We start from the raw sequence: 22,470 nt of genomic DNA, 5'->3' as shown, positions 1-22,470 counted from the left end.
CACCGAGGTGCTCTCCGCCAACGGGACCGCTGCGCCACCGCCGATTTTGCCGGCGCAGACGGCGCAGTCGGCGGCGCGACTTCGTCGTCCGCTCTCCTCGTCCGACTGGCCGGGATCAGGGCTTGCCCGCCCGACGTCAGGAAACATTTGCCCCCCACCGCTCGTCCCGCGAGCGTGCCGCCGCGATGCTGCCCCCCAACCCGGCTCTTCACCTCACCCCGCTCCGCACCCAACGCGGCGTCTTGCGCCTCCAAGACCTCATCTGGAGCAATCCACAACCGCTCTCCGTCGAGGCCACCGCCGCGCATCCGCGCCCCCTCTCTCTCCCGGCCGCGCAAAAACTCCCCCGCCGCGCCGTCCGCCCCGGCACCGCGTGGGGCCGCCTCTACGATCAACGCTGGTGCCGCATCATCCTGCCCGCCGCTCCACGTAACGCCCGCCCCGCCTCCCGCTGGCTGCATTGGGACGAACAGGGGGAAGCCACCCTCTACGTCGACGGCCTGCCCTACTTCGGTTTCGACGTCGCGCACCGCCACTGCGAACTCCCTTCCGGGGCGCACGAGCTCTGGCTCGAGTGCCTCTGCGTGCAGGCCGCCATCTGGCATCCCGACGCGCAGGGCCTCACGCCCGCCGGAAATCTCTTCCGCGGCGCGCAGCTTCTCACCCGCCACGACGAAGCGTGGGGTGCGTATCACGATCTCAACTGCCTCTACGAATGGATGCTCGACCTTCGCGCCAAGGAGCATCCCGGCGTGGCGCCCGCCCTCAACGCCATGACCGCGCAGGCGCCGCTCGCCGACGTCTCGCCGCTCTATCGCCGCCTGCTGCGCGGCGTCGACCTCGCCCTCGATGCCTTTGAATCCGGCGACGTCGCCGCGCTTCGCCGCGGCCTGGCGCGGGTTTATCGCGAACTCCGCGATCCCGCGCCGCTCGCCTCCGCCGCGCTCACCGGCCACTCGCACCTCGACCTCGTCTGGCTCTGGCCCGAACACATCGGCGAGGGCAAGGCCGTGCACACCTTCGCCAACGCCAACCGCCTCATGGCGCAGTATCCGGAATTCCGTTTCGCCTACTCCCAGCCCATGAGTTACGAGGCCGTCGGCCGCCGCGCCCCCGCCCTCCTCGCCGCCGTTCGCCAGCGCCTGCACTCCGGCCAGTGGGAAGCCACCGGCGGCATGTATGTCGAAAGCGATTCCAACCTCCCCTGCGGCGAAGGTCTCGTGCGCACGTTCACCCTCGGCCAGGAGGCCTTCCGGCAGCTCTCCGGCCGGCACTCCCGCGTGCTCTGGCTCCCCGACCTGTTCGGCTTCGCCGCCTGCCTCCCGCAACTCATGCGCCTCTGCGGTGTGGACTATTTTTTCACGACCAAGACCACGTGGAACACCACCAACCGCTTCCCGCACTCCAGCTTTGTCTGGCGCGGACCCGGCGGCCACGCCGTCCTCAGCCACGTCACCCAAGGCGTGCAGTTCAACAACGCCGTCACCGTCGCGCAGGTCCGCGCCGCCACCCGCGGCAATTACCAAGGCGACCTGCATCCCGAGGTGCTCCTGCCCACCGGCTGGGGCGACGGCGGCGGCGGCCCTTCCGCCGACATGTGCGAACGCGCCCGCCGCCTCAACGCCCTGCGCGGCCTCCCCGCGCTGCAGTGGGATCAACCCGAAGCCTTCTTCGACCGCCTCGCTCCCACCCGCGCGCGCCTTCCGATCCACGACGGCGAGATCTACCTCGAATATCACCGCGGCACCTACACGACGCAGAGCCCCGTGAAGTCCGCCTTCCGCGCGCTCGAACGCGCCCTCCAAACGCGCGAAGCCGCTCTCGTCGTCACCCACCACGCGCCGGATGCCGCCCTCGATCACGCGTGGCAACGCATGGTGTTCGCGCAGTTCCACGACTTCATTCCCGGCAGCGGCATTCCGGAGGTTTACGCCGAAGGCCTCCCCGAACTCGCCCACCTCACCGCGCAACAATCCGCCGCCGCCGTCGCCTCGCTCGCCCCGCCGCCGTCCCGCAAACCTTCCTCCGCCGCGGCGTCCGCCGCCTGCGTGTTCAACCCGCTCCCGCTCGCGCGCACCTGCGTCCTCGACGGTCGCGTGGTGCCCCTGCCGCCCCTCGCCGGCGTCCGTCTCGCCGACGCCGCTGCGATCGCCGCGCCACCGGTCGCCGCCTCCGGCCGCTCGCTCACCAACGGCCGCGTCACCGCGCGCCTCGACCGCAGCGGCCGCCTCGCTGCGTTGACCATCGATGGCCGCGCCGTCGATTTCTCCGCCCCCGCCGAACTCGTCCTGTATCCAGAACAGCCCGCCAACTTCGGCCCGTGGGACATCGATCGCCATTCGTTCTCGCTCGGCCAACCCGTGCGCACCCCCGCCACGCTCGAGCTCGACGGCGACGCCCTCGTCGTCCGCCGCCGCCTCGGCCGCGCCAGCACCATCGCGCTCCGCTACTGGCTTGAACCCGCCGCCAGCGTCCTCCGCCTCACGATCGACCTCGATTGGCACGAGGAGGACACGATGCTTCGCTGGCACCTCCCCACCCGCTACGCCGCGCGCGAAATGCGCTGCGGCGGCCCGATGGGCAGCATTCTCCGTCCGCAACTTTTGACGCATCCGCAGGCCGAAGCCATGTGGGAAACGCCGATGAGCCGTTGGGCCGCGGTGTTTGCCGATGCCGAAACCGAAGGTCTCTTCGTCGTCACCGAAGCGAAATACGGCGTGAACTGCCGCGACGGCAATCTCGGCGTTTCCCTCGTGCGCAGCCCTCTTCACGTCGGCTACGAGGATCACGCGAAAGCGTATCAAGCTCACCTCAGCCGCCTCCCGCAACCAGCCTCGCGCTTCACCGATCAGGGGCGTCACGTCATCGAACTCGCGCTCGGCGCCTATCGCGCCGCCGCGCCCCGCGCCGAGCAACCCGCCGCGCTCGCCGACACGCTGTTCACGCCGCCCGTGCGCTACACGGGCGCGCCCCACACGAGTGCGTTCCATGGCCTCGACGGCGGCGACACGCTCATCCCGTGTTGGGCACGGCCGATCGACCGCGATCGCTGGATCCTCCGCCTTCATGAAGTGGGCGGCCAGCGCGGCACCGCGCGATTGCAACTCGCCGACGGCTGGACCGCACGCAAAGTCGATCTTCTCGACCGCCCGCTGACGCGCGCCGCCCTGCGCGCGAACCACCTGCCTTTCGCGCCCTACGAAATCATCAGCCTCCTCGTGGCCCGCGCCTGATTCGCCGCCGCGATCCCTTCGCACGCGCCGCCTGCCGCCACCGCGCGCGCATGCGCCCTGGGATCCACGTTGCGGCCCGTCACCGGCACGATCACTACGCGCGTCCGCACTTTTCCCGCCATCACCGCCGCCAGCGCCGCCGCCCCCGCGCCTTCCGCCACGACGCCCGCGCTTCGCGCCAGCCAGCCGATCGCGTTGGCCAACTCCTGCTCGCTCACCGTCACGACGTCGTCCACGCGCGACCGCGCCACCGCAAACGCCACTTCGCCCACGCGCGCCACCGCCAGCCCGTCGGCCAGCGTCGGCGCCGTCGCGATCCGCACCGGCGCTCCCGCCCGCCACGCCGCGCTGAATCCCGCCGCTCGCTCCGGCTCGACCGCCACCACCTTCACGTCCGGCCGCAACGCCTTGATCGCCGTCGCCACGCCCGCCAGCAAACCGCCGCCACCCACCGGCACCACCACCGTGTCAAACGCCTGCACCTGCTCCATCATCTCCAGCGCCAGCGTCCCTTGCCCCGCGATCACCCGCTCGTCGTCGAACGGCGGCACGAGCACCGCGCCGCCCGCCGCCGCCCGCGCCACCGCGTGCGTTTGCGCCGCATCGAAGTTCGCTCCGTGCAACACGACGTCCGCGCCCAGTTGCCGGCAACGCGTCACCTTCACCGCCGACGCCCCCGCCGGCATCACCACCGTCACGCGCACGCCGAGCTGCTGCCCGTGAAACGCGAGCCCCAGCGCGTGATTGCCCGCCGAAGCCGCCACCACCCCGCGCGCCTTCTCCGCTTCCGTTAAACACCACAACGCGTGCCGCGCCCCGCGCTCCTTGAACGAGCCCGTCCGCTGCAGATCTTCCCGCTTCAACCAGATCGAAATCCCCAGCTCCCGCGCAAAGGCCGGCGCCAAGGCGCACGGCGTGAGTCGCAGCCCTCCCGCGATGCGCCGCCGCGCGGCGACGACGTCAGCGAGAGAGAAGGAGGAGTGGCTGGTTGTCTTCATGGAAAAACAAAAAGCCCTGAGCGGGAATCGCTCAGGGCTTTCGAAAGTGAATGGTTGTTGTCGGTAAACTTATACAGCCATGCGCCTCCGCCCTGAGTGAGGGCGAATAATAATCGCGGCGATGATGATGGCGCGCTGGTTCATGTGGCTGCGGTGGACGGGCACGTCAGCAAACGCCACCGCGCCTGTCCAATCGATTTTTCCAACGCTCGGATTCATCCGCCGGCGTTTCATTGCGGCGCGTCACTTCACTTCCAACCTCACATTCACCACCAGCCGACCGCGCCGCCCGCGCTGCGTGAGCGTGAGGCGCGGCTGCGTCGCCGGCAACGGCCGCACGACGAGCGCCATCTCCTTCCGCTGCCGCATCACGTCCTTCCACCTCGGTTCTTCCAGCGGCAATTGCTCCACCACCGCCGTCGCCTCATCGCTCCACGTCAACCGCGCGCGGCCGCGCCGGCCTTCGATCGTCGCGCTGCGGCCGTCGTCGCTCAACGCGATTGGCAGCGGCGTCGTCCAGTGAAACGCCACGCCCTCCCCCTGCGCGAGTTCCCACTCATCCGTGATCGTCAACTCCGCCGGCGTCTCCGCATCCCACGCGCGCTGCCAGCGCGTGAACCACCCTTCCCAGCCCGCCGCCAGTTCCATGCGCGCATGCAACGCCCGCTCGTCGCCGCTGCCCGTCGGCGTGATGTCCGCCAGGATCGGATTCGCCGGCCGCGGCCGCATGCCCGGCGCCACCGGCACAAGCATGTTGTGCCGCTGCGCATGCTTCATCAGATCGCCGAGCGGATTGCTGTAATCGCACATCCCGAAATCCAGCGCGAAGCTGTCGCCCGCAAACTCCAGCACGAAGCTCCCCTTGTCTTCGTGCGTGTGCGACGCCCCCGCCTGGTTGCCCATCAAAAACAATTTCACCCATTCGCCGCCCAGCCGCCGGTGCGACGCCATCTGCCCGATGTCCCTCATCTCCACGCACGCGCGCCACGCCGGCCCCGCCGCCGGAATCTCCGCCAGCAAATTCGCCGTCAACAACGTCAACGGCTGCCCGCCCGTGTGCGCGAGCGACTTTCGGAAAATCGTCACCCAGTGCGAGTCCGGCATCAACCACGCCAGCGCCGCGAGCGACTCCTGATTCAGGTATTGCGCATCGCAGATCATGATCATCTGCGCCGCATCGTCGGTCGACACCAGCACCTCCGCCATGCGCGCCGTCGCGAGCATCGCCGGCGGCACCAGCGAGCGCACCTCCTTCCCCCGCGCCCGGGCGTAGTAATACAGCGAGATGAACGCCTGCCGCGCCGTCCACGTGAAATACATCGGCCCTTCCGTGTAACCGCCGTCCGGCAGCAGCACGCGCCGCAGATTCTCCATCAAATCCGCCAGCGCCAGCTCCGTGTAAGGCGCCACGCGCGATTCCGCCGGCCGCGGATACGGCGTCCACCGCGCCGGCATCGTGCGCTCGAGCACGAGATACGCATACATCCGCCCCGGCATGAACCACGCCGCCTGGTTGCACCAAAACAAATACTCCCACCACCACGTGTTGTAGTTGTTCGTCCCGTGCCCTTCCTCCGCCAGCCGCCGCAAAATCAAATCGCGGCCATAGTCGGTGAACCACTCCCCGCACAAATCCAGGATCAACGCGCACTCATACATCACCAGGCTCGGCACAAACGCCCGGTGCTCCCAGAGGCTCCCCGTCATCCAGCACACGAACGCACTGTCCCAGCGTTCGCTGTGCGCCATCGCCATCGCATAGCGCGCCGCCAGCCGGCCCAGCGCCTGGTCGCGAAACAACACCGCCGCCTGCGCCGCATTCGCGCCATGCGTCAGCAAATGCTTCCCGTAATCCCGCTCCCGCGTGAACCGCGTGTCGTTCCAGAAATTCACGAAGCCCGACATCATCCGCTCCGGCGGCGTGCGCGCCGCGTCCACCGCCAGCTCCTCCAGCGGCGACCGCTCGCGCCCGCCGCCCGCCGCCAGCCGCCCGCGCGCCGCGGCCAGTTCCGCTCCCGTCAAATGCAGTCCGTAAACCGGCTCGAACGTCGGTTCGTAGCTCTCCGGCTTCAGATAGTCCTCCCACCGCGCATCGAAGCGCTCGAACTGCCGCAAATGCCGCGCGAGCTGCCGCTGCTCCTGCAAGCCGATCCAGTTGAACCAACCGCTCACCGGCCCCGGCGCCCGCACCGCATCGCCAAAAATTTCCACGCTCAACGCGCGCACTTCCCGCGCGCCCTCAAGCGCCACGCCCAACTCGCGTTTCAAGTGCGCGAACGGCGTGCTCGTGCTGCTCCGCTCGCCCCGCTCCGTGCCCACGCGCAACGTCACCCGCGATCCCGGCGGCGCCACGATCGAGAAAATCAACGTGTCGTAATCCTCCGCCGGCACCGGCGGCGTGAAGGTTCGCGCCGCCCGCATCGCCGCCACGCTTTCGTCCGCCGGCGTGCGCGCCCACTCGTACGCCGCCATCGCCCACCCTTGTTTTCGCGCGAGGCCTTCCGCCGCTCCCTCGCACGTCCAGTGCTCCATCCAGCCGCTGAGCTGTTCGTCATAGAACGCCTCAAGGATCGCTTCCGCCGAATTGATGGGGGTGAGTTTCATGCGCGCAAAATTCCGGCGAGTCATCCGCCGCCGTTTCTCGCAACGCAACGCTGCACCACAAAAATCGCGCGCAAACTTTCACGTCTTTCAGCTAGTCCCGCTCCGCCGAAACGCCCCACACTCCGCCGCCCTGCCCCGCGCCCGCTCCTCCTTCTCCTCTTCGCTCCTTCACTCCTTTCTCCCGCCGCCGCCCAATCCCCTGTGGGCGGGCTGCCCTCACCCCGCTCCGCGCATCGCTCCTCGCCCGCCCCTTCTTTTTCCCATCCATGCAACCCATCCGTTACGGCGTCGTCGGCGCCGGTGTCATCGCCAACTACATGGCCCGCGCCTTCACCGAGGGCCGTGACTCCATCGCCGTCGCTCTCGCCGACGTCAATCGCACCGCCGCCGAGAAACTCGCGCCCGCCCTCGGCCAGCCGCGCATCGTCGCCGATTATCGCGAGCTCCTCGCCGACCCCGCCATCGACGCCGTCTATCTCGCCACCCCGCCTTTCCTGCACCGCCCGATGACGATCGAGGCCCTTCGCGCCGGCAAACACGTCTGCTGCGAAAAACCCTTCATGCTCACGCAGGCCGAAGTGCGCGACGTGCTCGCCGTGCAACGCGAACACCCGCACCTCAAGGTCAACTGCGCCTCGTCCCGCTACCTCGCCACCGGCACCGCGCAACGCGCCCGCGCCCTGATCGCCGCCGGCGACCTGGGCCGCCTCTACCGCGTCTCCTACGAACAGGTCATCGGCGCACCCAAACCCGGCAGCACCCTTCCGCCCTGGCGCAACGACCCCGCGAAAAACGGCGGCGGCATCACCTTCGACTGGGGTCCTTACGATCTCGACTGGCTCGCGTTCGTCCTCGGCGATCTCTTCCGCCCCCGCGTCGTCTTCGCCGTCACCGGCCATTACTTTCCGCTCACCCCCGAACGCGTGCCACCGTGCCTCGATGTCGACGGCTATTACAGCGCCGAGATCATCTGCGATCACGGCCTCACGATTCACTGGGAACGCCGCGCCGCCGAACACGGCCCCTCCCGCCACAACATCGAGCTCCGCGGCACGCGCGCCGGCCTCGACACCTATTTCATGCCGCTCCCCGAACGCCCGGGCATGGTCCATCACGCCTACCTCGGCACCGATGAACTCAAGTCCACCGTCCTGCCCGATGCGCCGCCCAATTGGGACGACACCATGGTCAACCCCATCCGCGACCTCAGCCGCGCCATCCTCGAAGATCGCCCCACCGCAAACACCCTCGCCGACAATCTCCGCATCCACGGCGTCCTCGACGCCGTCCTCGCGTCCGCCCGCACGCAGCAAGCCATCCGCGTCGCCGAATAAACGCCCCGCTCCGTCTCCGTCCAATAGTGTGGGCGGGGTGCCCCCCCACCCCGCACTCCCTCTCCCTCCGCCCGCCTCACCCTTCACCCATGTCCTTCCCCAATCCCCTCGTCCTCTTCAACAACCACTTCGTCGGCCACCGCCGCGCGTATCCCTGGCGCACGCGCCTCGCCGTCGCCGCCGACCTCGGCTTCGACGGCTACGAGTTCCACCCCCTCGAACCCCACGACGATCAAAACTGGGACCAGGCCACCGCCGCTTACCGCGCGAGCGGTCTCCACCTCGCCGGCATGTATATTGTCGCCAAGGGCATCACCGACGATGAGTTCCCGCGCTTCGACGCCGAGGTCACGCGCGCGAAACAAATCATCGACCGCCTCGCCGCGCTCGACCCGCACGCCTTCGTCAACTTCACCATCTTCAGCAACCCCGCCGGCCAGTCCACGCCCGACTATCGCGACGCCGGCTCCGCCCAAGCCGAGCCCCGCCACTGGGAACGCGCTGCGCTCATGCTCCGCGAAATCGATGCCCACCTCGCCGCCCGCGGCCTCACCGGCAATCTCTACAACCACATCTGGTTCATGATCGACACGCCCGCCGCGCAACTCCGCGCGCTGCGCGAAGCCGGCGCGAAAGTCCTCCGTCCCGGCCTCGCGCTTTTCCACGCGTTCTTCCACCTCGGCGTCCCCGACCTTCCCGACGTGCTCGCCCAACCCGGCATGGAGCAACTCGACTACTTCGCCGTGCTCAACGGCTGGCCCAAACCCGCCGAACCTTTCCGCACGCGCCCCCTCGACGATGGCAACATCGACGTCGCCGCCGCCCTCGGCCTCCTCTGGTCGCGCGGCTACCGCGGCCCGATCGTCTCGCAAGCCTACGACCTCGGCGGCGATCCCTACGAAACCGCCCGCCGCGCCCGCGATTATCTGCGCGACGTCCACGCCCGCTTCGAGCGCAACCCCGCGCTCAACCCCTTCGCCTGATCTCGGGCGCACGCCTCCCGCTCCCCTCGCTTTGATGTCACCCATCACTTCCGTCGAAATCGGCCGCTTCGACTACGCCGTCGCCGGCGAATTCAAATTCTTCCGCCCCGGCCCGGACGGCCGCGTCACGCGCCCCTCCGTGCTCGTGCGCCTCACCGATGCCGACGGCGTCACCGGCTGGGGGCAGGCCGTCCCCGTGCCCTCGTGGACTTACGAAACCGTCGAAAGCGTGCTCACCACGTTGCAGCACCATCTCGCTCCCCTGCTCATCGGCCGCGATCCCGCCGACTTCGCCGGCCTGCACGCCGCCATGAACGCCGCCATCCGCCCCGCGTTCTCCGTCGGTCAACCGCTCTGCAAAGCCGCCCTCGACCTCGCCTGTCACGACCTCGTCGGCCACCAGCGCGGCGTGCCTGCCTCGCAACTTCTCGGGCCTTCCCCCGTCGCCGCGCCCCTCTCCACGCTCACGTTGAGCTGGACGGTGGCGTCGCCGAAAATGGAGGTCGTCGAACGCCAGCTCGCCGAAGGCGCCGCCCGCGGCTACCGCAACTTCAACATCAAGGTCGGCGCGCCCCAATCCGCCGACTACGACCTCGCGCTCGCCCGCCGCGTCCGCGCGTTCGCGCCCGCCGGTTTCCTCTGGGCCGACGCCAATACCGGTTACACGCCCGCCGAGGCCCTTGCCCTCGCGCCGCGCCTGCGCGACGCGGGCGTCGACGTGCTCGAATCGCCGCTCCCGCCCACGCAGATTCGCGGCTATCAAGCGCTCAAACGCCAGGCCGCGCTCCCCATTTACATGGATGAAGGCATCCTCGCGCCCGAAGTCGCCGCCGAGTTCATCGCCCTCGAATGCCTCGATGGCATCGCGATGAAGCCCGCCCGCAACGCCGGCCTCTGGCCCTCCGCGCAAATCGTCCGCCTTCTCCGCGACCGCGGCCTCGGCGTCCTCGGCTCCGGCCTCACCGATCCCGATCTCTCGCTCAGCGCCGCCGCCCACCTCTTCGCATGGAGCGGCGTCACGCAACCCTGCGCGCTCAACGGCCCGCAATTCCTCGCCGACTCCCTCTCTCTCACGCCGCTCGCGCTCGATAGCGACCAGCTCACGTTGTCCACCGCGCCCGGCCTCGGCCTCACGCTCGACCCCCGCGCCGCCGCCCGCCTCGAACGCGTCGCCTCCGCCTGACCTGCCGGGTAAGACCGCGCCCGCCCGACTCACTGCGCTTCTTCCACCCTCCGCCGCTCCTCGCCGCTCGGGAATATTCCCCCGCCCGTCACTCTCCTCGCCCGCCACATTTCGCTCTTTCCCCACTCCGCCTTCGCGTTCATTTGCGCTTCGGCGTCTCGCCCTTTTTCCTCCGCTCCTCCTTTCCTCCTTCTTGCCCGCTCCCGCCTTCAAACGCCTCCGCTTCTCCGCGAAATTCCTCCTCGGCGCCTTCGCCGCGGCGCTCGTGTTGAGCGCGCTCATCCTCGCCACCGGCTGGTTCTTCCGCCCCGACCTCGCGCATCGCCCGCCGATGCCGTCCGCCCTCGCCGCCGAAGTCGCGCAACGCGCCCGCGACCCGCATCCCGACACCGCGCACCCGCCCGTCATCTGGCGTGAGGTCGATTACGCCGAAGGCTCCCGCGCCGCTTGGTGGCCCAAAGCCGAATCGCCGATCCTCGACGATCTCGTCCGCGCCGGCCAACTCCCGCCCCTCGCCGAACGCATCGGCCCCGAACCCCTCGTCCTCGAAGGCGTCGACGGACTCGGCCACTACGGCGGCACCTGGAACCGCCTCGCCACCAACCCCGGCGACCTCGAAGGCATCCTCCCCACGCGCCTCTCCTACGTGTCGCTCGTCCGCTGGTCGCCGCAGGGTTATCCCATCGTCCCGCACCTCGCGAAATCCTGGACTTCCTCGCCCGACAAACGCGTCTGGACGTTCACCCTGCGCCGCGGCCTGCGTTGGTCCGATGGCGTCCCTTTCACCACCGACGACATCCTCTTCTGGTGGAACTACGAGGTCCTCTACTTCAACTCCGACGCCGTCACCGACGCCAGTTTCATGCGCCACGCCGGCCGCCTTGGCCGCATCGAGAAAATCGACGACCTCACGCTGCGTTTCTCGTTCGACACGCCCAACACCCTCTTCCTCGAAAAACTCGCCAGCGCCTTCGACTACTTCCGCCCGGTTCACTACCTGAAAAAATACCACCCGGCCATCGGCGACCAAAAGCTCATCGCCGAGACGATGCGCACGATGAACCTCCCGAGCCCCTACTCGGTTTACATTCGTCTCCAGTCGAAGCTCAACCCCGAGCACCCGCGCCTGTGGCCGTGGATTTACTGCGAATATAAAACCTCCGCGCCGCAGACGCTCGTCCGCAACCCCTACTACTTCGCCGTCGATCCCGCGGGCAACCAGCTCCCCTACCTCGACCGCGTGCTGATCGACATCAAGAACAAGAGCCTCATCAGCGCCTCCGCCGCTGCCGGCGATCTCGCCCTGCAGGAGCGCCACATCGACTTCGAGGACTACACGCTCCTCGCCAGCGAGGCCGCCAGCCACGGTTACCGTCTGCTGCACTGGTATAGCGGCACGCGCACCATGCTCCAGCTCAGCCCCAACCTCAACCGCGCCATCGACCCGCACGACCCCGCCACCGCCTGGAAACACCGCCTTCTCAACACCGTCGATTTCCGCCGCGCCCTCTCCCTCGCCATCAACCGCCGCGAAATCATCACCGCGGTTTACAACGGCGTCGGCGTCCCCGCGCAAACCTCCCCCGGCCCCGATTCGCTCTTCCGCGACGACCGCCAGTTCCACAGCTACACCGCCTACGATCCCGCCCGCGCCAACGCCCTCCTCGATTCCATCGGCCTCACCCACCGCGACCGCGAAGGCTTCCGCACGTTTCCCGACGGCACGCGCATGACCTGGATGCTTAACGTCGCCGAAAGTTTCCCGCCCGACGCCCCCTACCTCATCGCCGACCAATGGGCGCGCGTCGGCGTCCGCGCCATCGTGCAAATCACCGTCCGCACGCTCTGGCAGGTGCAGCAAGCCGCCCTCGAACACGATTTCACCGTCTGGCCCGGCCTCGAGGAATTCATGCCCATGCTCGATCCGCGCTCCTTTGTCGCGATCAACGGCGCCACCTTTTTCGCGCCCACCTGGGGCCGCTGGTATCAACGCGGCGGCCTGCACGATACCCCCGCCTCGCACGCCGCCGGACTCTCCGGGCCGCCCCCCGGCCATCCCGCCCGCCGCGCCATGGAGCTCTACGACCTCGCCCAAAGCGCCCCCGACGCCGCCACGATGCGCGGTTACTTCCACCAAATCCTCGAAATCGCCGCCGACAACCTCTGGTCCATCGGCATCGCCACCCCCCCGCCCGCCCTCGCCGTCGTGAAAGACGGTTTTCGCAACGTCCCCGACAACCTCGTCGCCGGCTATTTCTTCATGACGCCCGCCAACGCCGGCCTCGAAACGTTTTTCTGGGATCACCCGCACGACTCGCCCGCCGCGATAGCCCAGATGCAGCAATCCCTCATCACCCCTTCGCGCCTGCCCATGCTCGCCAGCGCCGATGCCGCCGAGTCCGGCCCGCGCCTCGCTCACTGGCTCGGCGCCGCGCTCAGCCTCGCCCTCCTCGCCGGCTTCATCTGGATCGCCTGGCACCACGCCTTCGTCTGGCGCCGCGTCCTCACCCTCATCCCCACGCTCGCCGCCATTTCCGTCATCATCTTCTTCATCGTCCAGGCGCCCCCCGGCGACTTCATCACCTCGAAGAGCATGGAGCTGTCGCTCAACGGCGACCCCAGCGCCGGCGCGCAACTCGAAGACCTGCGCAAAACCTTCCGCTTCGACGAACCGCCCCTGCAGCAATACGCCGACTGGATGGGCTTCAAGTGGTTCGTCACCTTCCGCCCCGCCGACGCCGGCCTCCTCCAAGGCAACCTCGGCCGCTCGATGGCCAGCAACCTGCCCGTCAACGAAATCCTCGGCGACCGCCTCGCGCTCACCTTCGTCATTTCGTTTCTCACCATCCTCGTCACCTGGTTCATCGCCCTGCCCATCGGCATCTACTCCGCCGTCAAACCCTACACGCTCGGCGATTATTTTCTCACGCTCATCGGCTTCGTCGGCATGTCCGTGCCGCCGTTTCTCCTCGCCCTCGTGCTCATGTATGCCAGCGGCGAATATTTCGGCGTCAACGTCTCCGGCCTCTTCAGCGTGCGCTACGCCGCCGACCCCGCGTGGTCGTGGGGCAAGTTCGTCGATCTCCTCCAGCACGTCTGGGTGCCCGTCATCGTCCTCGGCGTCGGCAGCACCGCCGTGATGATCCGCGTCATGCGCGCCAACCTCCTCGACGAGTTGAAAAAACCCTACGTCGTCGCCGCCCGCGCCAAAGGCGTCCGCCCGTTGAAACTCCTCCTCAAGTATCCCGTGCGCATCGCCCTCAATCCTTTCGTCTCCGGCATCGCTTCGCTCTTCCCGCAACTCGTCTCCGGTGGCGCGATCGTCGCCCTCGTGCTCAGCCTCCCCACGATCGGCCCGATGCTCATGATGGCGCTCCTCAACGAAGACACCTACTTCGCCGCCTCGATGCTCATGCTCCTGAGCGTGCTCGGCGCCTTCGGCACGCTCGTCAGCGATCTCCTCCTGCTCTGGCTCGACCCCCGCATCCGCTTCACCGGAGGCCGCAAATGAACGACGAGCCTCAGCCCTCCTCCGCCTGTCGGCCGGGTGCCCCCACCCCGCCGCCCTCGTCCGCCACCTCCGCTCTCCCGCTCCCCTCCTCTCCCATCGCCCCGCCCTCGCCCGCGCTCGGCTCTCCTCCCGCCACCTCCGCCCTGGCACCCGCCGACGCGAGTTCGCCGCCCTCCGCCGTCCTTCCCCCGCCCGGCCCGCCCCACCCACCCGACGAACAGCCCACGGAATCCTTCCGCTCGCCCTGGGATCTCACGATCCGCCGCTTCGCCCGCCACAAGCTCGGCATGGGCTCGTTCTTTCTCCTCTGCATCCTCTACGTGCTCGCCGCCGGCTGCGAATTCTTCGCGCCCACCACCCGCGAATGGCGCGACCTCCGCCACTCCTACTGCCCGCCGCAACCGCTGCATTTTTCCCGCGACGGATTCCACGTCGGCGCGCTCCGCCGCCTCGACAACCCCGTCACCTTCGCCCGCACCTACCTGGAAGATCCCGCCGTGCGCATTCCTCTCGGCTTCTTCGTCCGCGGCGAACCTTACCGCCTCTTCGGCCTGATCCCCCTCGACCGGCACTTCTTCGGCGTCGACCGCGAAAAACTCGCCGCCCTCGGTCGCGACCGCGATCCCGACGCCGTGTTCTATCTCCTCGGCGCCGACAAATACGGCCGCGACGTCCTCTCGCGCCTCATCTACGGCGCGCGCATCAGTCTCTCCGTCGGCCTGATCTCGATCGTCGTCACCTTTGTGCTCGGCGTCACCCTCGGCGGCATCTCCGGCTACGTCGGCGGCGGTTGGGATAACGTCATCCAGCGCACGATCGAAGTGATCAACTCCCTCCCGCAACTCCCGCTCTGGCTCGCCATCGGCGCCATCTTTCCCGCCGACTGGTCGTCGCTCACGGTTTATTTTTGCGTCACCATTGCGCTCAGCCTCCTCGCCTGGACCGGCCTCGCCCGCGTCGTGCGCGGCAAGATTCTCGCGCTGCGCGAAGAAGATTACGCCGTCGCCGCGCGCCTCCTCGGCGCGAGCCACGCGCGCGTCCTGTTTCGCCACCTCGTGCCGGGATTCGCGAGCCACATCATCGTCACGCTCACGCTCAGCGTCCCCGGCATGATCTTGGGTGAAACGGTGCTCAGCTTTCTCGGCCTCGGCCTGCGCCCCCCGATCGTGAGCTGGGGCGTGATGCTGCAAGACTGCCAGAACCTCCAGACCGTCGGCCACTATCCGTGGCTGCTCGCGCCCGTGCTGTTCATCGTGCTGACGATCCTCGCCTTCAACTTCGCCGGCGACGCCCTCCGCGACGCCGCCGACCCGTATTCCTCGCGCTGATCGCCGCGCCGCCGCGACGCGCGTTGTCCGCGGCGACTTAGATTTCCGCGTGGCACTCTTCGAGGAGTGCTTATTGAAAAACGATAAATTCATGATTGACGGCACCCACCGCGATATTATCGTTTTTCAATAAACCCTCCTTCGTCGCCGTCATGAAATCCTCCATCAATCTCCCCCGCCTGCTTCGCGCGCTTTTCGCCTTTCTGCGCATCATGACACTCATCCTCGCCGTCTTCTGGCTGGTGACGCTCACCTATAATACTTGGATCCAACACTACTTCGGACGGCACATCATCGCGACGGTGGGCGAAATCTCCCTGCCGACCGCGCCCGGCGCGCTCAACCTCACGTCCGCCACGGCTCCGGCTAAATCGCTGTCCCTCTCATCGGTGCGCGGCACCCTACAGGTCGATCTGGCCAGCCAAGACCCCGCCCTGGGATCTGCTCTTCGGCTCGCGATCATTCCGTCGATGGCGGTGCTGATCGCGTTTTCGTATGTGCTCTTCACGGCCCTGCGCGACTTATGCGGCAACCTCGCCCGTGGCGAAGTCTTCAACGACATCAACCTCCGCTTGGTCCGCCGCATCGGGGTGAATCTCATCGCCTACTGCTTGGTCAGTGCGGGGCTGGAGATCTGGGCCTCGTTTGTGCTGGGGCACTATTTCCAGCAACACGTCGTCCTCACCGGGTTGCAAACGCCCTTGCCGTTCGGGAGCGCCTCCACACTGCAATTCCATCTCTCCCCCGGCCTGATCACGGCCCAAGGCGGCGTGCTGATTGGCTGCCTCGTGCTCGTGGTGGCGGAAGCCTTCCGACAAGGACTCGCGCTCAAAGCCGAAAACGATCTCACCGTCTGAGCCATGCCCATCCAACTCAATCTCGACCAAGTGATGGCTGACCGCGGCATCACGCTCACTGAGCTGGCGGCGCGCGTGGACCTCACCCTCGCCAACCTTTCGATTTTAAAAACCAACAAAGCGAAAGCGGTGCGCTTCAGCACCCTCGAAGCATTATGCCGGGAACTGAAATGTCAGCCCGGCGACCTGCTCGAATTCGTAAAAGAAAAATGACCGTTCGGCGCCGAGCGCACACGCACGTGGACGACCCATTTCATCTTCGTCCCCGTCCTGCCCTTCACTCACCCGCCGTCCACCATCCCCGCCGCCGCGCCGCGCAATTCCTCCACGAAGACCGCCAGCCGCTTGTCGCTCGCGCGATCCGTGCGGCAACCCGCCGCGATGCACAAATCCCCCGGCGGCGCACTCACCACCTTCATCCGCGTCCGCGCCGGAAACAGCCGCGCAATCCGCTCCGCCACCAGCGCCACCCCCAGCCCTGACTCCACCGCTGCCAGCAGACTGTCCACGCCATTGTATTCCCCCGCGACGCGCGCCCGCAGCCCGTGCTCCTTCAACCACGCGGTCACCGTTTCCCAATACTCGGGATAATCGCTCTGGCTGTAGATCAACAGCGGCTCCGCCGCCACCGCCGCCGGCGTCACCCGGTTCTGCCGCGCGAGCGGATGTTTGAGCCCCACCGCCAGCCGCCACGGCGAACGCACCAGCGGCGTCCACGTCAACCCGCGCGTCTCCCCGCGCGGCGCGATCGTCACGATCACGTCGAGTTCGCCCGCCTCGAGGCCCGCGAGCATTTCCCCCGTCGAGAGATCCTGCAGCTCCACGCGCGTCCCCGGATGCACCTGCGTGAAGTTGGCCACCGCCGGTGACAGCAGACCACTCGCCAGCGACGGCGCGTAACCGATCCGCAGCCGCCCGCCCGCCGCCCCCGTGCGCACCCGCTCCACCACGCCGTCCACCCGCGCCAGGAGCTCCCGCGCTTCGTGCAACATCGCCTCGCCCGCCGGCGTGAGCCGGATCGAGTGCGCCTGCCGCTCCAACAGGCATTGCCCGATTTCCTCCTCCAACGCCTTGATCTGCCGGCTGAGCGCGGGCTGCGTGAGAAAAATCTTCTGGGCCGCACGGCTGATGTTACCGCTCTCGGCCACCGCGACAAAGTAACGCAACTGGCGGAGCTCCATTGGCCGCACCATACGAAAAGTAGGCCTCAGGCAAAGCACATAGCATTGGCCGGTTTCGCCGCCCGCTGGCATACTCACGGCATGAAAACCACCGCCACTCCGACCGCCGCCTCGACTGTCACCGTGCACCCCGCCGCCGCCCGCGGCCACGCCGATCACGGCTGGCTCAACACCGCCCACTCCTTCTCGTTCGCCGATTACTACGATCCCGCGCACATGGGTTTTCGTTCCCTGCGCGTCATCAACGACGACCACATCGCCGCCGGCCGCGGCTTCCCCACGCACCCGCACCGCGACATGGAAATCTTCAGCTACATCCTCGCCGGCGCCCTCGCCCATCGCGACAGCCTCGGCAACGTGCGCGTGCTTTCGCCCGGCCAGGTGCAGCTCATGAGCGCCGGCTCCGGCGTCACGCACAGCGAATTCAACCCCTCCGCCACCGAGCCCGCGCACCTCCTGCAAATCTGGATCCTCCCCCGCGAACGCGGCCTCACGCCCAGCTACACCGAATGGCAGCCGCGCGCCGACGCCGCCGATCGCGCGAAGACTCTCCTCATCTCCCCCGACGGTCGCGACGGCTCCGCCACCATCCATCAAGACGCCGTCATCCACCGCCTCCGGCTCAAGGCCGGCGAAACCGTCACGCACGATCTCGCCTCCGGTCGCGGCGCCTGGCTGCAAGTCATCGCCGGCGAATTAACCTTCAACGACACCCCGCTCGCCGCCGGCGATGGCGCCAGCACCGAAACCGCCGGCCGTCTCACCTTCACCGCCGCCACGCCCGTCGAAGCCCTCCTCTTCGATCTGCAATAAACGCGATGCTCGCTCCCGTCATCATCCTCGGCATCCTCGCTCTGTTGGTCGCGACCGACGCCCCTCCCCGCGATCCATCCTGACCGCCCGCGCCCGGCCGCCGCATACTTCGCCTCACCCTTTTCTCCTCAACCTCAACTCAGTCCATCAAATGAAACTCATCACCCGCCTCACTCACACCACCGCCAGCTTTGCGCCCACCCTCGCCCGCCTCACGCTCGGCCTCGTCATGTTTCCCCACGGCGCGCAAAAAGCGCTCGGCTGGTTTGGTGGCTATGGCTACCACGGCACCATGGGCTTCTTCACCGGCACCCTGCACATCCCCGCCGTCTTCGCCTTCCTCGCCATCGTCGCCGAATTCGTCGGGTCGCTCGCGCTCATCGCCGGCTTCTTCAGTCGCCTCGCCGCCTTCGGTATCGCCGCCAACATGACCGTCGCGATCCTCACCGTGCACGCCGCCAACGGCTACTTCATGAACTGGTCCGGCAGTCAGAAAGGCGAAGGCTTCGAATACCACCTCCTCGCGCTCGGCCTCGCGTTGATCGTGATGATCTACGGCGCCGGCCGCGCGTCCATCGACGCCCGCCTCGCCGCCAAATCGGCCTGATCTCGCCACCGGCGCGACGACCATTCGTCGCGCCCCTTCGCATTTGGCCGCAGGCACGGGAGGCGTTTTCGCCGTGAGTGCTCTGCAGATCTGTGGGCGAAAAAACCGCCCGGGTCGTGCTGCAGTGCGGGCAAAACATCATCCTTTACATTCTCCCGTGGCGGGCCGGCGAGCGGCTCGTTGACAAACAGGCCTTTTTTTCCAGCCTGTATTTATGAAAACGCGTTCTGTGACCCTGGGTGCCTTTGAAGCGAAAAATCGTTTCTCAGACTTGATCGAACGCGTCGGTCGGGGCGCCGAGATCACCATCACCAAGCATAACACCCCGGTTGCGAGGCTCGTGCCGGTCAATGACGCTGCTGCCGCCCGCCGCAAACGCGCCGTCGCCGAACTGCGCGCGGTGCGTCCGCGCTATGCGCTCAACGGCACCTCTCTTCGCGAGCTGATCGAAGAAGGCCGCCGATGAACGATTTCGTCCTGGATTGCTCGGCCGCGCTGGCTTGGGTGTTCGCGGACGAAGTTACTCCGGCCACCGAGTCCTTGATGGATGACCTGGTCAAAGGCGCTCACGCTTGGGTGCCCGCGGTCTGGCCGCTCGAAATCGCCAACGTCATGCTCGGTGCTCAACGACGCGGGCGCATCGACAAAGCCGGCGTGGAGAAATACCTCGCCACGCTCAAGACCCTCGACATCGAAATCGACGACGAGACGGGCTCTCTCGCTTGGAACAAGATTCTGGGGCTGGGCGAACGCTACAACCTCACCTCCTACGATGCCGCCTACCTTGAACTGGCCCTGCGCAAGGGCCTGCCCCTCGCGTCGCTCGACCAGCTCCTCCGCGCCGCTTGTACACGGGCAGGCGGCCGGCTGGTGTTGTAGAGCGGGCCATGTCCGCCCAACAGCGAGCGCAGGCTAGGCTTGGCGACTCCTTCGCTCCCTACTTTTAACTCGGTCGATGGCTCGGATGAATCCTTGAAGTTGATTCACACGCCTCTCATGCGGCTTGTGGCTCATCGTAAAGAGACCGCCTTTCGTTTCCGTTGGCGGCGCACCACGCTCATTTCTCGCTGACTACATCCCCGTGGCCATGCGCGCATCCTCGTTACCTTACGGTCGCTGGCTCCTCGGCCTCTTCTTCATCGCCGCTGGGGCCAACCACTTTCTCCATCCTCAACCGTATCTCGCGATGATGCCGCCGTGGCTGCCCGCGCCCGGCGCGTTGCTCGCGATCAGCGGCCTCGCGGAAATCCTCGGCGGCCTCGGCGTTTTCCTCCCCGCGACGCGCCGCCTCGCCGGTTGGGGCCTCCTCGCGTTACTGGTGGCGGTGTTTCCCGCGAACGTTCACGTCGCTCTCCACGGCTGGCCCGGCGTCGATCTGCCCCGCTGGGTTTTGTGGGCGCGCCTCCCCTTTCAACTGCTCTTCGCGTGGTGGATTTGGCGCACCTGCCTCAGCCGCCGAGCCGCGCCACGCCGGTGACATCGCCACGCTCCTTTCCGCGCGTGAAACTCGCAGCGTAGGCCCGCGGAGCGCCTGCCCTATCGCCGCACGCATTTCATACTGACGCAGCGCTGGTGGACCGGGCGCTCCGCGCGCGGTGGTTTGTCAGATCCCGCCGCACTTCGCTTTCATTCGTGTTTCTTCGTGTCCATTCGTGGTTCTGCTGCCTCGCGTTGCCGCCTGCCTTCCGCGCCCACCTGACGCGCGCTCGCTCCGCTTGCCTTTGCCGTCGCCGCCCGCCTACGGTCAACCCCTTTGCCATGAACCAGCCGACCGCCGACCTGCGTATCCGCGCCACCAAACCGCTCATCGCGCCCGCCGTGCTGGAGGACGATCTCCCGCTCACTGCCGCCAGCGCCGCGCTCATCGCCCGCAGCCGCCGCGACATCGCCGCCATCCTCACCGGCCAGGACGACCGTCTCCTCGTCATCGTCGGCCCCTGTTCGATTCACGATCCCGCCGCCGCGCTCGACTACGCGCAACGCCTTCGCGACCTCGCCCCACTCTACGCGGACACGCTGCTCCTCGTCATGCGCGTGTATTTTGAAAAACCGCGCACCGTCGTCGGCTGGAAAGGCCTCATCAACGACCCGTTTCTCGACGGCAGTTTTCAGATCAACGCCGGTCTCCGCCTCGCCCGCAAACTCATGCTCGACGTCGTCGCCCTCGGCCTCCCCGTCGCCACCGAGTTTCTCGATACCACGCTCGGGCAATACTACGCCGACCTCGTCTCGTGGGGCGCCATCGGCGCGCGCACCGTCGAGAGCCAGATCCACCGCGAGCTCGCGTCCGGCCTCTCCATGCCCGTCGGGTTCAAAAACCGCACCGACGGCGATCTCCAGGTCGCGATCGATGCCATCCGCTCCGCCCGTCATCCCCACTGGTTCCCCTCGCTCACCCGCGAAGGTGCGCCCGCCGTCATGGGCACCACCGGCAACGAGCACACGCACCTCGTCCTCCGCGGCGGCACGCGCGGCCCCAACTTTTCCGCCGACCACCTCCGCGCCGCCACCGAACTCCTCCGCGCCAACCAGCTCCCGCCGCACGTGATGATCGATTGCAGTCACGCCAACAGTGGCAAAGACGCCGAACGCCAGCCCGCCGTCGCCGCCGAACTCGCCGCGCAACTCGCCGCCGGCGAACGCGCCCTCGCCGCCGTCATGCTCGAGAGCCACCTCGTCGGCGGCACCCAGGACTACCGCGCCGAACCGCGCGTTTACGGCCGCAGCATCACCGACGCCTGCCTCTCGTGGGAAAAAACCCTCCCCGTCCTCGCCACCCTCGCCGCCGCCGTCCGCGCGCGCCGCACCCGCACCGCGCCCGCATCTTAAAACCCCGCCGCCCGACCGACGCCCCGCGGCTTCCCGCGACCCAACACGTTTTCCCGGCGCCGCGCATTCGCCAACGCGACGAACTCCCTCCATCGCTGGTGGTTTTTGCCGACGTTTCGCTCCTGACCCTCAACGTCGATCACTCGATTCCTGACGAGTAACCTCAGCATGAGTTCCGCTGCGGCCGAAGCCCTCATCGCCTACCTGCGCTCACTGCGCAGCGACACCGCCATCGCCGGACAACACCGCTTCGGCGTCCGCCCCGCCGGTGAACACCTCGGCATCGCGATTCCCGTTCTGCGCACCCTTGCGCGCCCGCACCGCCGCGATCATGCCCTCGCGCTCGCGTTATGGGCCAGCGGTATTCAAGACGCCCGTCTCCTCGCCACCTTCGTCGCCGACCCGCCCCAACTCACATCCAGCCAAGCCGACCGCTGGGTGCGCGACACCGATAACTGGGCCCTCGCCGATTCCCTCGCCTTCCTCGTCGACCGCACCCCCTTCGCCGCCGCCCAGGCCCACGCTTGGAGCGCGCGCCGTGCTGAATTCGTGAAACGCACCGCCTTCGCCGTCATGGCCGGCATGGCCGTGCATCGCAAGGAACTGCCCGACGCCGTCTTCCTCGACTTCCTTCCCGTCATCACCCGCGAAGCGACCGACGAACGAAACTTCGTGCGCAAAGCCGTCAACTGGGCGCTCCGCCAGATCGGCAAACGCAACCCGCGCCTCCACCGCGCCGCGCTCGCCGAAGCCGCGCGCATCGCCCGCCTCGACTCCTCTGCCGCCCGCTGGATCGCCGCCGACGCCCTCCGCGAACTCCGCGCGCGTGAGAGTTCTTCCCCGCCTTCGCCGGCTCAGCCGCGAATCCAGTTGCGCGACACGCCAACCCAAGTGGGCCGTGCGCTCCGCCGCGCGGCAGTTTAGCCCGTCCACTCGACGCGAAACACCCGTCGCCCTCTCACGTCCCGACCATCGACCGGCCTCCTGCCTTTTCTCCGTGTCGGAGCGC

18 protein-coding genes and 1 pseudogene are annotated in these 22,470 nt (G+C 67.8%); 16 read left to right on the top strand and 3 right to left on the bottom strand.

Features of this window, described 5'->3' with window-relative positions:
* Nucleotides 1-185 precede the first annotated feature (185 nt).
* On the top strand, nucleotides 186-3,233 hold the full coding sequence (locus K0B96_RS00575; protein ID WP_220162613.1) for an alpha-mannosidase: 3,048 nt from the start codon (nucleotides 186-188) through the stop codon (nucleotides 3,231-3,233).
* Here K0B96_RS00575 and K0B96_RS00570 read toward each other — a convergent pair.
* Complete coding sequence (locus K0B96_RS00570; RefSeq protein ID WP_220162611.1) at nucleotides 3,197-4,231, bottom strand: threonine ammonia-lyase; 1,035 nt, start codon at nucleotides 4,229-4,231, stop codon at nucleotides 3,197-3,199. The genes K0B96_RS00575 and K0B96_RS00570 overlap by 37 nt on opposite strands.
* Before the next feature lie 243 nt (nucleotides 4,232-4,474).
* Nucleotides 4,475-6,835, bottom strand: a complete 2,361-nt coding sequence (locus K0B96_RS00565) for a heparinase II/III family protein (RefSeq protein ID WP_220162609.1) — start codon at nucleotides 6,833-6,835, stop codon at nucleotides 4,475-4,477.
* Nucleotides 6,836-7,101: 266 nt separating this feature from the next.
* Here K0B96_RS00565 and K0B96_RS00560 point away from each other — a divergent pair, with 266 nt between their 5' ends.
* The 8 genes and pseudogenes from K0B96_RS00560 (at nucleotide 7,102) to K0B96_RS00530 (ending at nucleotide 16,244) form a co-directional block, all read left to right on the top strand.
* Entirely contained in the window at nucleotides 7,102-8,169 is a 1,068-nt protein-coding gene (locus K0B96_RS00560; protein ID WP_220162607.1) for a Gfo/Idh/MocA family protein, read from the top strand.
* Between the two features lie 89 nt (nucleotides 8,170-8,258).
* Nucleotides 8,259-9,152 (top strand): sugar phosphate isomerase/epimerase family protein, encoded by an 894-nt coding sequence (locus tag K0B96_RS00555; RefSeq protein ID WP_220162605.1) that lies wholly within the window; start codon nucleotides 8,259-8,261, stop codon nucleotides 9,150-9,152.
* Nucleotides 9,153-9,186: 34 nt separating this feature from the next.
* Nucleotides 9,187-10,335 (top strand): mandelate racemase/muconate lactonizing enzyme family protein, encoded by a 1,149-nt coding sequence (locus K0B96_RS00550; protein WP_220162603.1) that lies wholly within the window; start codon nucleotides 9,187-9,189, stop codon nucleotides 10,333-10,335.
* A gap of 331 nt (nucleotides 10,336-10,666) precedes the next feature.
* Nucleotides 10,667-12,211, top strand: a pseudogene (locus K0B96_RS17600) (ABC transporter substrate-binding protein); the annotation flags it as partial.
* Between the two features lie 591 nt (nucleotides 12,212-12,802).
* Nucleotides 12,803-13,846, top strand: a complete 1,044-nt coding sequence (locus tag K0B96_RS17595) for an ABC transporter permease (RefSeq protein ID WP_345779941.1) — start codon at nucleotides 12,803-12,805, stop codon at nucleotides 13,844-13,846.
* Nucleotides 13,843-15,174, top strand: a complete 1,332-nt coding sequence (locus K0B96_RS00540; RefSeq protein ID WP_220162599.1) for an ABC transporter permease — start codon at nucleotides 13,843-13,845, stop codon at nucleotides 15,172-15,174. Before K0B96_RS17595 ends, K0B96_RS00540 begins: the two co-directional genes overlap by 4 nt.
* 152 nt (nucleotides 15,175-15,326) lie before the next feature.
* Complete coding sequence (locus tag K0B96_RS00535) at nucleotides 15,327-16,031, top strand: DUF2975 domain-containing protein (RefSeq protein ID WP_220162597.1); 705 nt, start codon at nucleotides 15,327-15,329, stop codon at nucleotides 16,029-16,031.
* Between the two features lie 3 nt (nucleotides 16,032-16,034).
* Nucleotides 16,035-16,244, top strand: a complete 210-nt coding sequence (locus K0B96_RS00530) for a helix-turn-helix domain-containing protein (RefSeq protein WP_220162595.1) — start codon at nucleotides 16,035-16,037, stop codon at nucleotides 16,242-16,244.
* A gap of 68 nt (nucleotides 16,245-16,312) precedes the next feature.
* Here the strand turns inward: K0B96_RS00530 and K0B96_RS00525 are convergent, their stop codons facing one another.
* Nucleotides 16,313-17,224 (bottom strand): LysR family transcriptional regulator, encoded by a 912-nt coding sequence (locus K0B96_RS00525; RefSeq protein WP_220162593.1) that lies wholly within the window; start codon nucleotides 17,222-17,224, stop codon nucleotides 16,313-16,315.
* 69 nt (nucleotides 17,225-17,293) lie between these two features.
* Between K0B96_RS00525 and K0B96_RS00520 the strand changes: the two genes are divergently transcribed.
* The 7 genes from K0B96_RS00520 (at nucleotide 17,294) to K0B96_RS00490 (ending at nucleotide 22,385) form a co-directional block, all read left to right on the top strand.
* Nucleotides 17,294-18,025, top strand: coding sequence for a pirin family protein (locus K0B96_RS00520; RefSeq protein WP_220162591.1), 732 nt, complete (start codon nucleotides 17,294-17,296; stop codon nucleotides 18,023-18,025).
* Between the two features lie 151 nt (nucleotides 18,026-18,176).
* On the top strand, nucleotides 18,177-18,632 hold the full coding sequence (locus tag K0B96_RS00515; RefSeq protein WP_220162589.1) for a DoxX family protein: 456 nt from the start codon (nucleotides 18,177-18,179) through the stop codon (nucleotides 18,630-18,632).
* Nucleotides 18,633-18,846: 214 nt separating this feature from the next.
* Complete coding sequence (locus K0B96_RS00510) at nucleotides 18,847-19,098, top strand: type II toxin-antitoxin system Phd/YefM family antitoxin (RefSeq protein WP_220162587.1); 252 nt, start codon at nucleotides 18,847-18,849, stop codon at nucleotides 19,096-19,098.
* The gene (locus K0B96_RS00505; protein WP_220162585.1) at nucleotides 19,095-19,511 is read left to right on the top strand and encodes a type II toxin-antitoxin system VapC family toxin; all 417 of its coding nucleotides are present in this window, start codon (nucleotides 19,095-19,097) and stop codon (nucleotides 19,509-19,511) included. Before K0B96_RS00510 ends, K0B96_RS00505 begins: the two co-directional genes overlap by 4 nt.
* 208 nt (nucleotides 19,512-19,719) lie before the next feature.
* A complete protein-coding gene (locus K0B96_RS00500) occupies nucleotides 19,720-20,109 on the top strand; it encodes a DoxX family protein (RefSeq protein ID WP_220162583.1) in 390 nt (129 codons plus the stop codon).
* Nucleotides 20,110-20,390: 281 nt separating this feature from the next.
* Complete coding sequence (locus K0B96_RS00495; protein WP_220162581.1) at nucleotides 20,391-21,461, top strand: 3-deoxy-7-phosphoheptulonate synthase; 1,071 nt, start codon at nucleotides 20,391-20,393, stop codon at nucleotides 21,459-21,461.
* 168 nt (nucleotides 21,462-21,629) lie between these two features.
* The gene (locus tag K0B96_RS00490; protein WP_220162579.1) at nucleotides 21,630-22,385 is read left to right on the top strand and encodes a DNA alkylation repair protein; all 756 of its coding nucleotides are present in this window, start codon (nucleotides 21,630-21,632) and stop codon (nucleotides 22,383-22,385) included.
* Nucleotides 22,386-22,470: the final 85 nt, after the last annotated feature.

The sequence above is a fragment of the Horticoccus luteus genome (genome assembly GCF_019464535.1).
Classification (GTDB): Bacteria; Verrucomicrobiota; Verrucomicrobiia; order Opitutales; family Opitutaceae; genus Horticoccus; species Horticoccus luteus.
The sequence above is the reverse complement of the archived record's forward strand: the minus strand, read 5'-3'. Positions and strand labels throughout refer to the sequence as shown.

What these genes read in the sequence shown, in the direction of transcription:
- K0B96_RS00575 (WP_220162613.1), top strand. Translation starts at nt 186, where the DNA reads ATGCTGCCCCCCAACCCGGCTCTTCACCTCACCCCGCTCCGCACCCAA.
- K0B96_RS00570 (WP_220162611.1), bottom strand. Translation starts at nt 4,231, where the DNA reads ATGAAGACAACCAGCCACTCCTCCTTCTCTCTCGCTGACGTCGTCGCC.
- K0B96_RS00565 (WP_220162609.1), bottom strand. Translation starts at nt 6,835, where the DNA reads ATGAAACTCACCCCCATCAATTCGGCGGAAGCGATCCTTGAGGCGTTC.
- K0B96_RS00560 (WP_220162607.1), top strand. Translation starts at nt 7,102, where the DNA reads ATGCAACCCATCCGTTACGGCGTCGTCGGCGCCGGTGTCATCGCCAAC.
- K0B96_RS00555 (WP_220162605.1), top strand. Translation starts at nt 8,259, where the DNA reads ATGTCCTTCCCCAATCCCCTCGTCCTCTTCAACAACCACTTCGTCGGC.
- K0B96_RS00550 (WP_220162603.1), top strand. Translation starts at nt 9,187, where the DNA reads ATGTCACCCATCACTTCCGTCGAAATCGGCCGCTTCGACTACGCCGTC.
- K0B96_RS00540 (WP_220162599.1), top strand. Translation starts at nt 13,843, where the DNA reads ATGAACGACGAGCCTCAGCCCTCCTCCGCCTGTCGGCCGGGTGCCCCC.
- K0B96_RS00535 (WP_220162597.1), top strand. Translation starts at nt 15,327, where the DNA reads ATGAAATCCTCCATCAATCTCCCCCGCCTGCTTCGCGCGCTTTTCGCC.
- K0B96_RS00530 (WP_220162595.1), top strand. Translation starts at nt 16,035, where the DNA reads ATGCCCATCCAACTCAATCTCGACCAAGTGATGGCTGACCGCGGCATC.
- K0B96_RS00525 (WP_220162593.1), bottom strand. Translation starts at nt 17,224, where the DNA reads ATGGTGCGGCCAATGGAGCTCCGCCAGTTGCGTTACTTTGTCGCGGTG.
- K0B96_RS00520 (WP_220162591.1), top strand. Translation starts at nt 17,294, where the DNA reads ATGAAAACCACCGCCACTCCGACCGCCGCCTCGACTGTCACCGTGCAC.
- K0B96_RS00515 (WP_220162589.1), top strand. Translation starts at nt 18,177, where the DNA reads ATGAAACTCATCACCCGCCTCACTCACACCACCGCCAGCTTTGCGCCC.
- K0B96_RS00510 (WP_220162587.1), top strand. Translation starts at nt 18,847, where the DNA reads ATGAAAACGCGTTCTGTGACCCTGGGTGCCTTTGAAGCGAAAAATCGT.
- K0B96_RS00505 (WP_220162585.1), top strand. Translation starts at nt 19,095, where the DNA reads ATGAACGATTTCGTCCTGGATTGCTCGGCCGCGCTGGCTTGGGTGTTC.
- K0B96_RS00500 (WP_220162583.1), top strand. Translation starts at nt 19,720, where the DNA reads ATGCGCGCATCCTCGTTACCTTACGGTCGCTGGCTCCTCGGCCTCTTC.
- K0B96_RS00495 (WP_220162581.1), top strand. Translation starts at nt 20,391, where the DNA reads ATGAACCAGCCGACCGCCGACCTGCGTATCCGCGCCACCAAACCGCTC.
- K0B96_RS00490 (WP_220162579.1), top strand. Translation starts at nt 21,630, where the DNA reads ATGAGTTCCGCTGCGGCCGAAGCCCTCATCGCCTACCTGCGCTCACTG.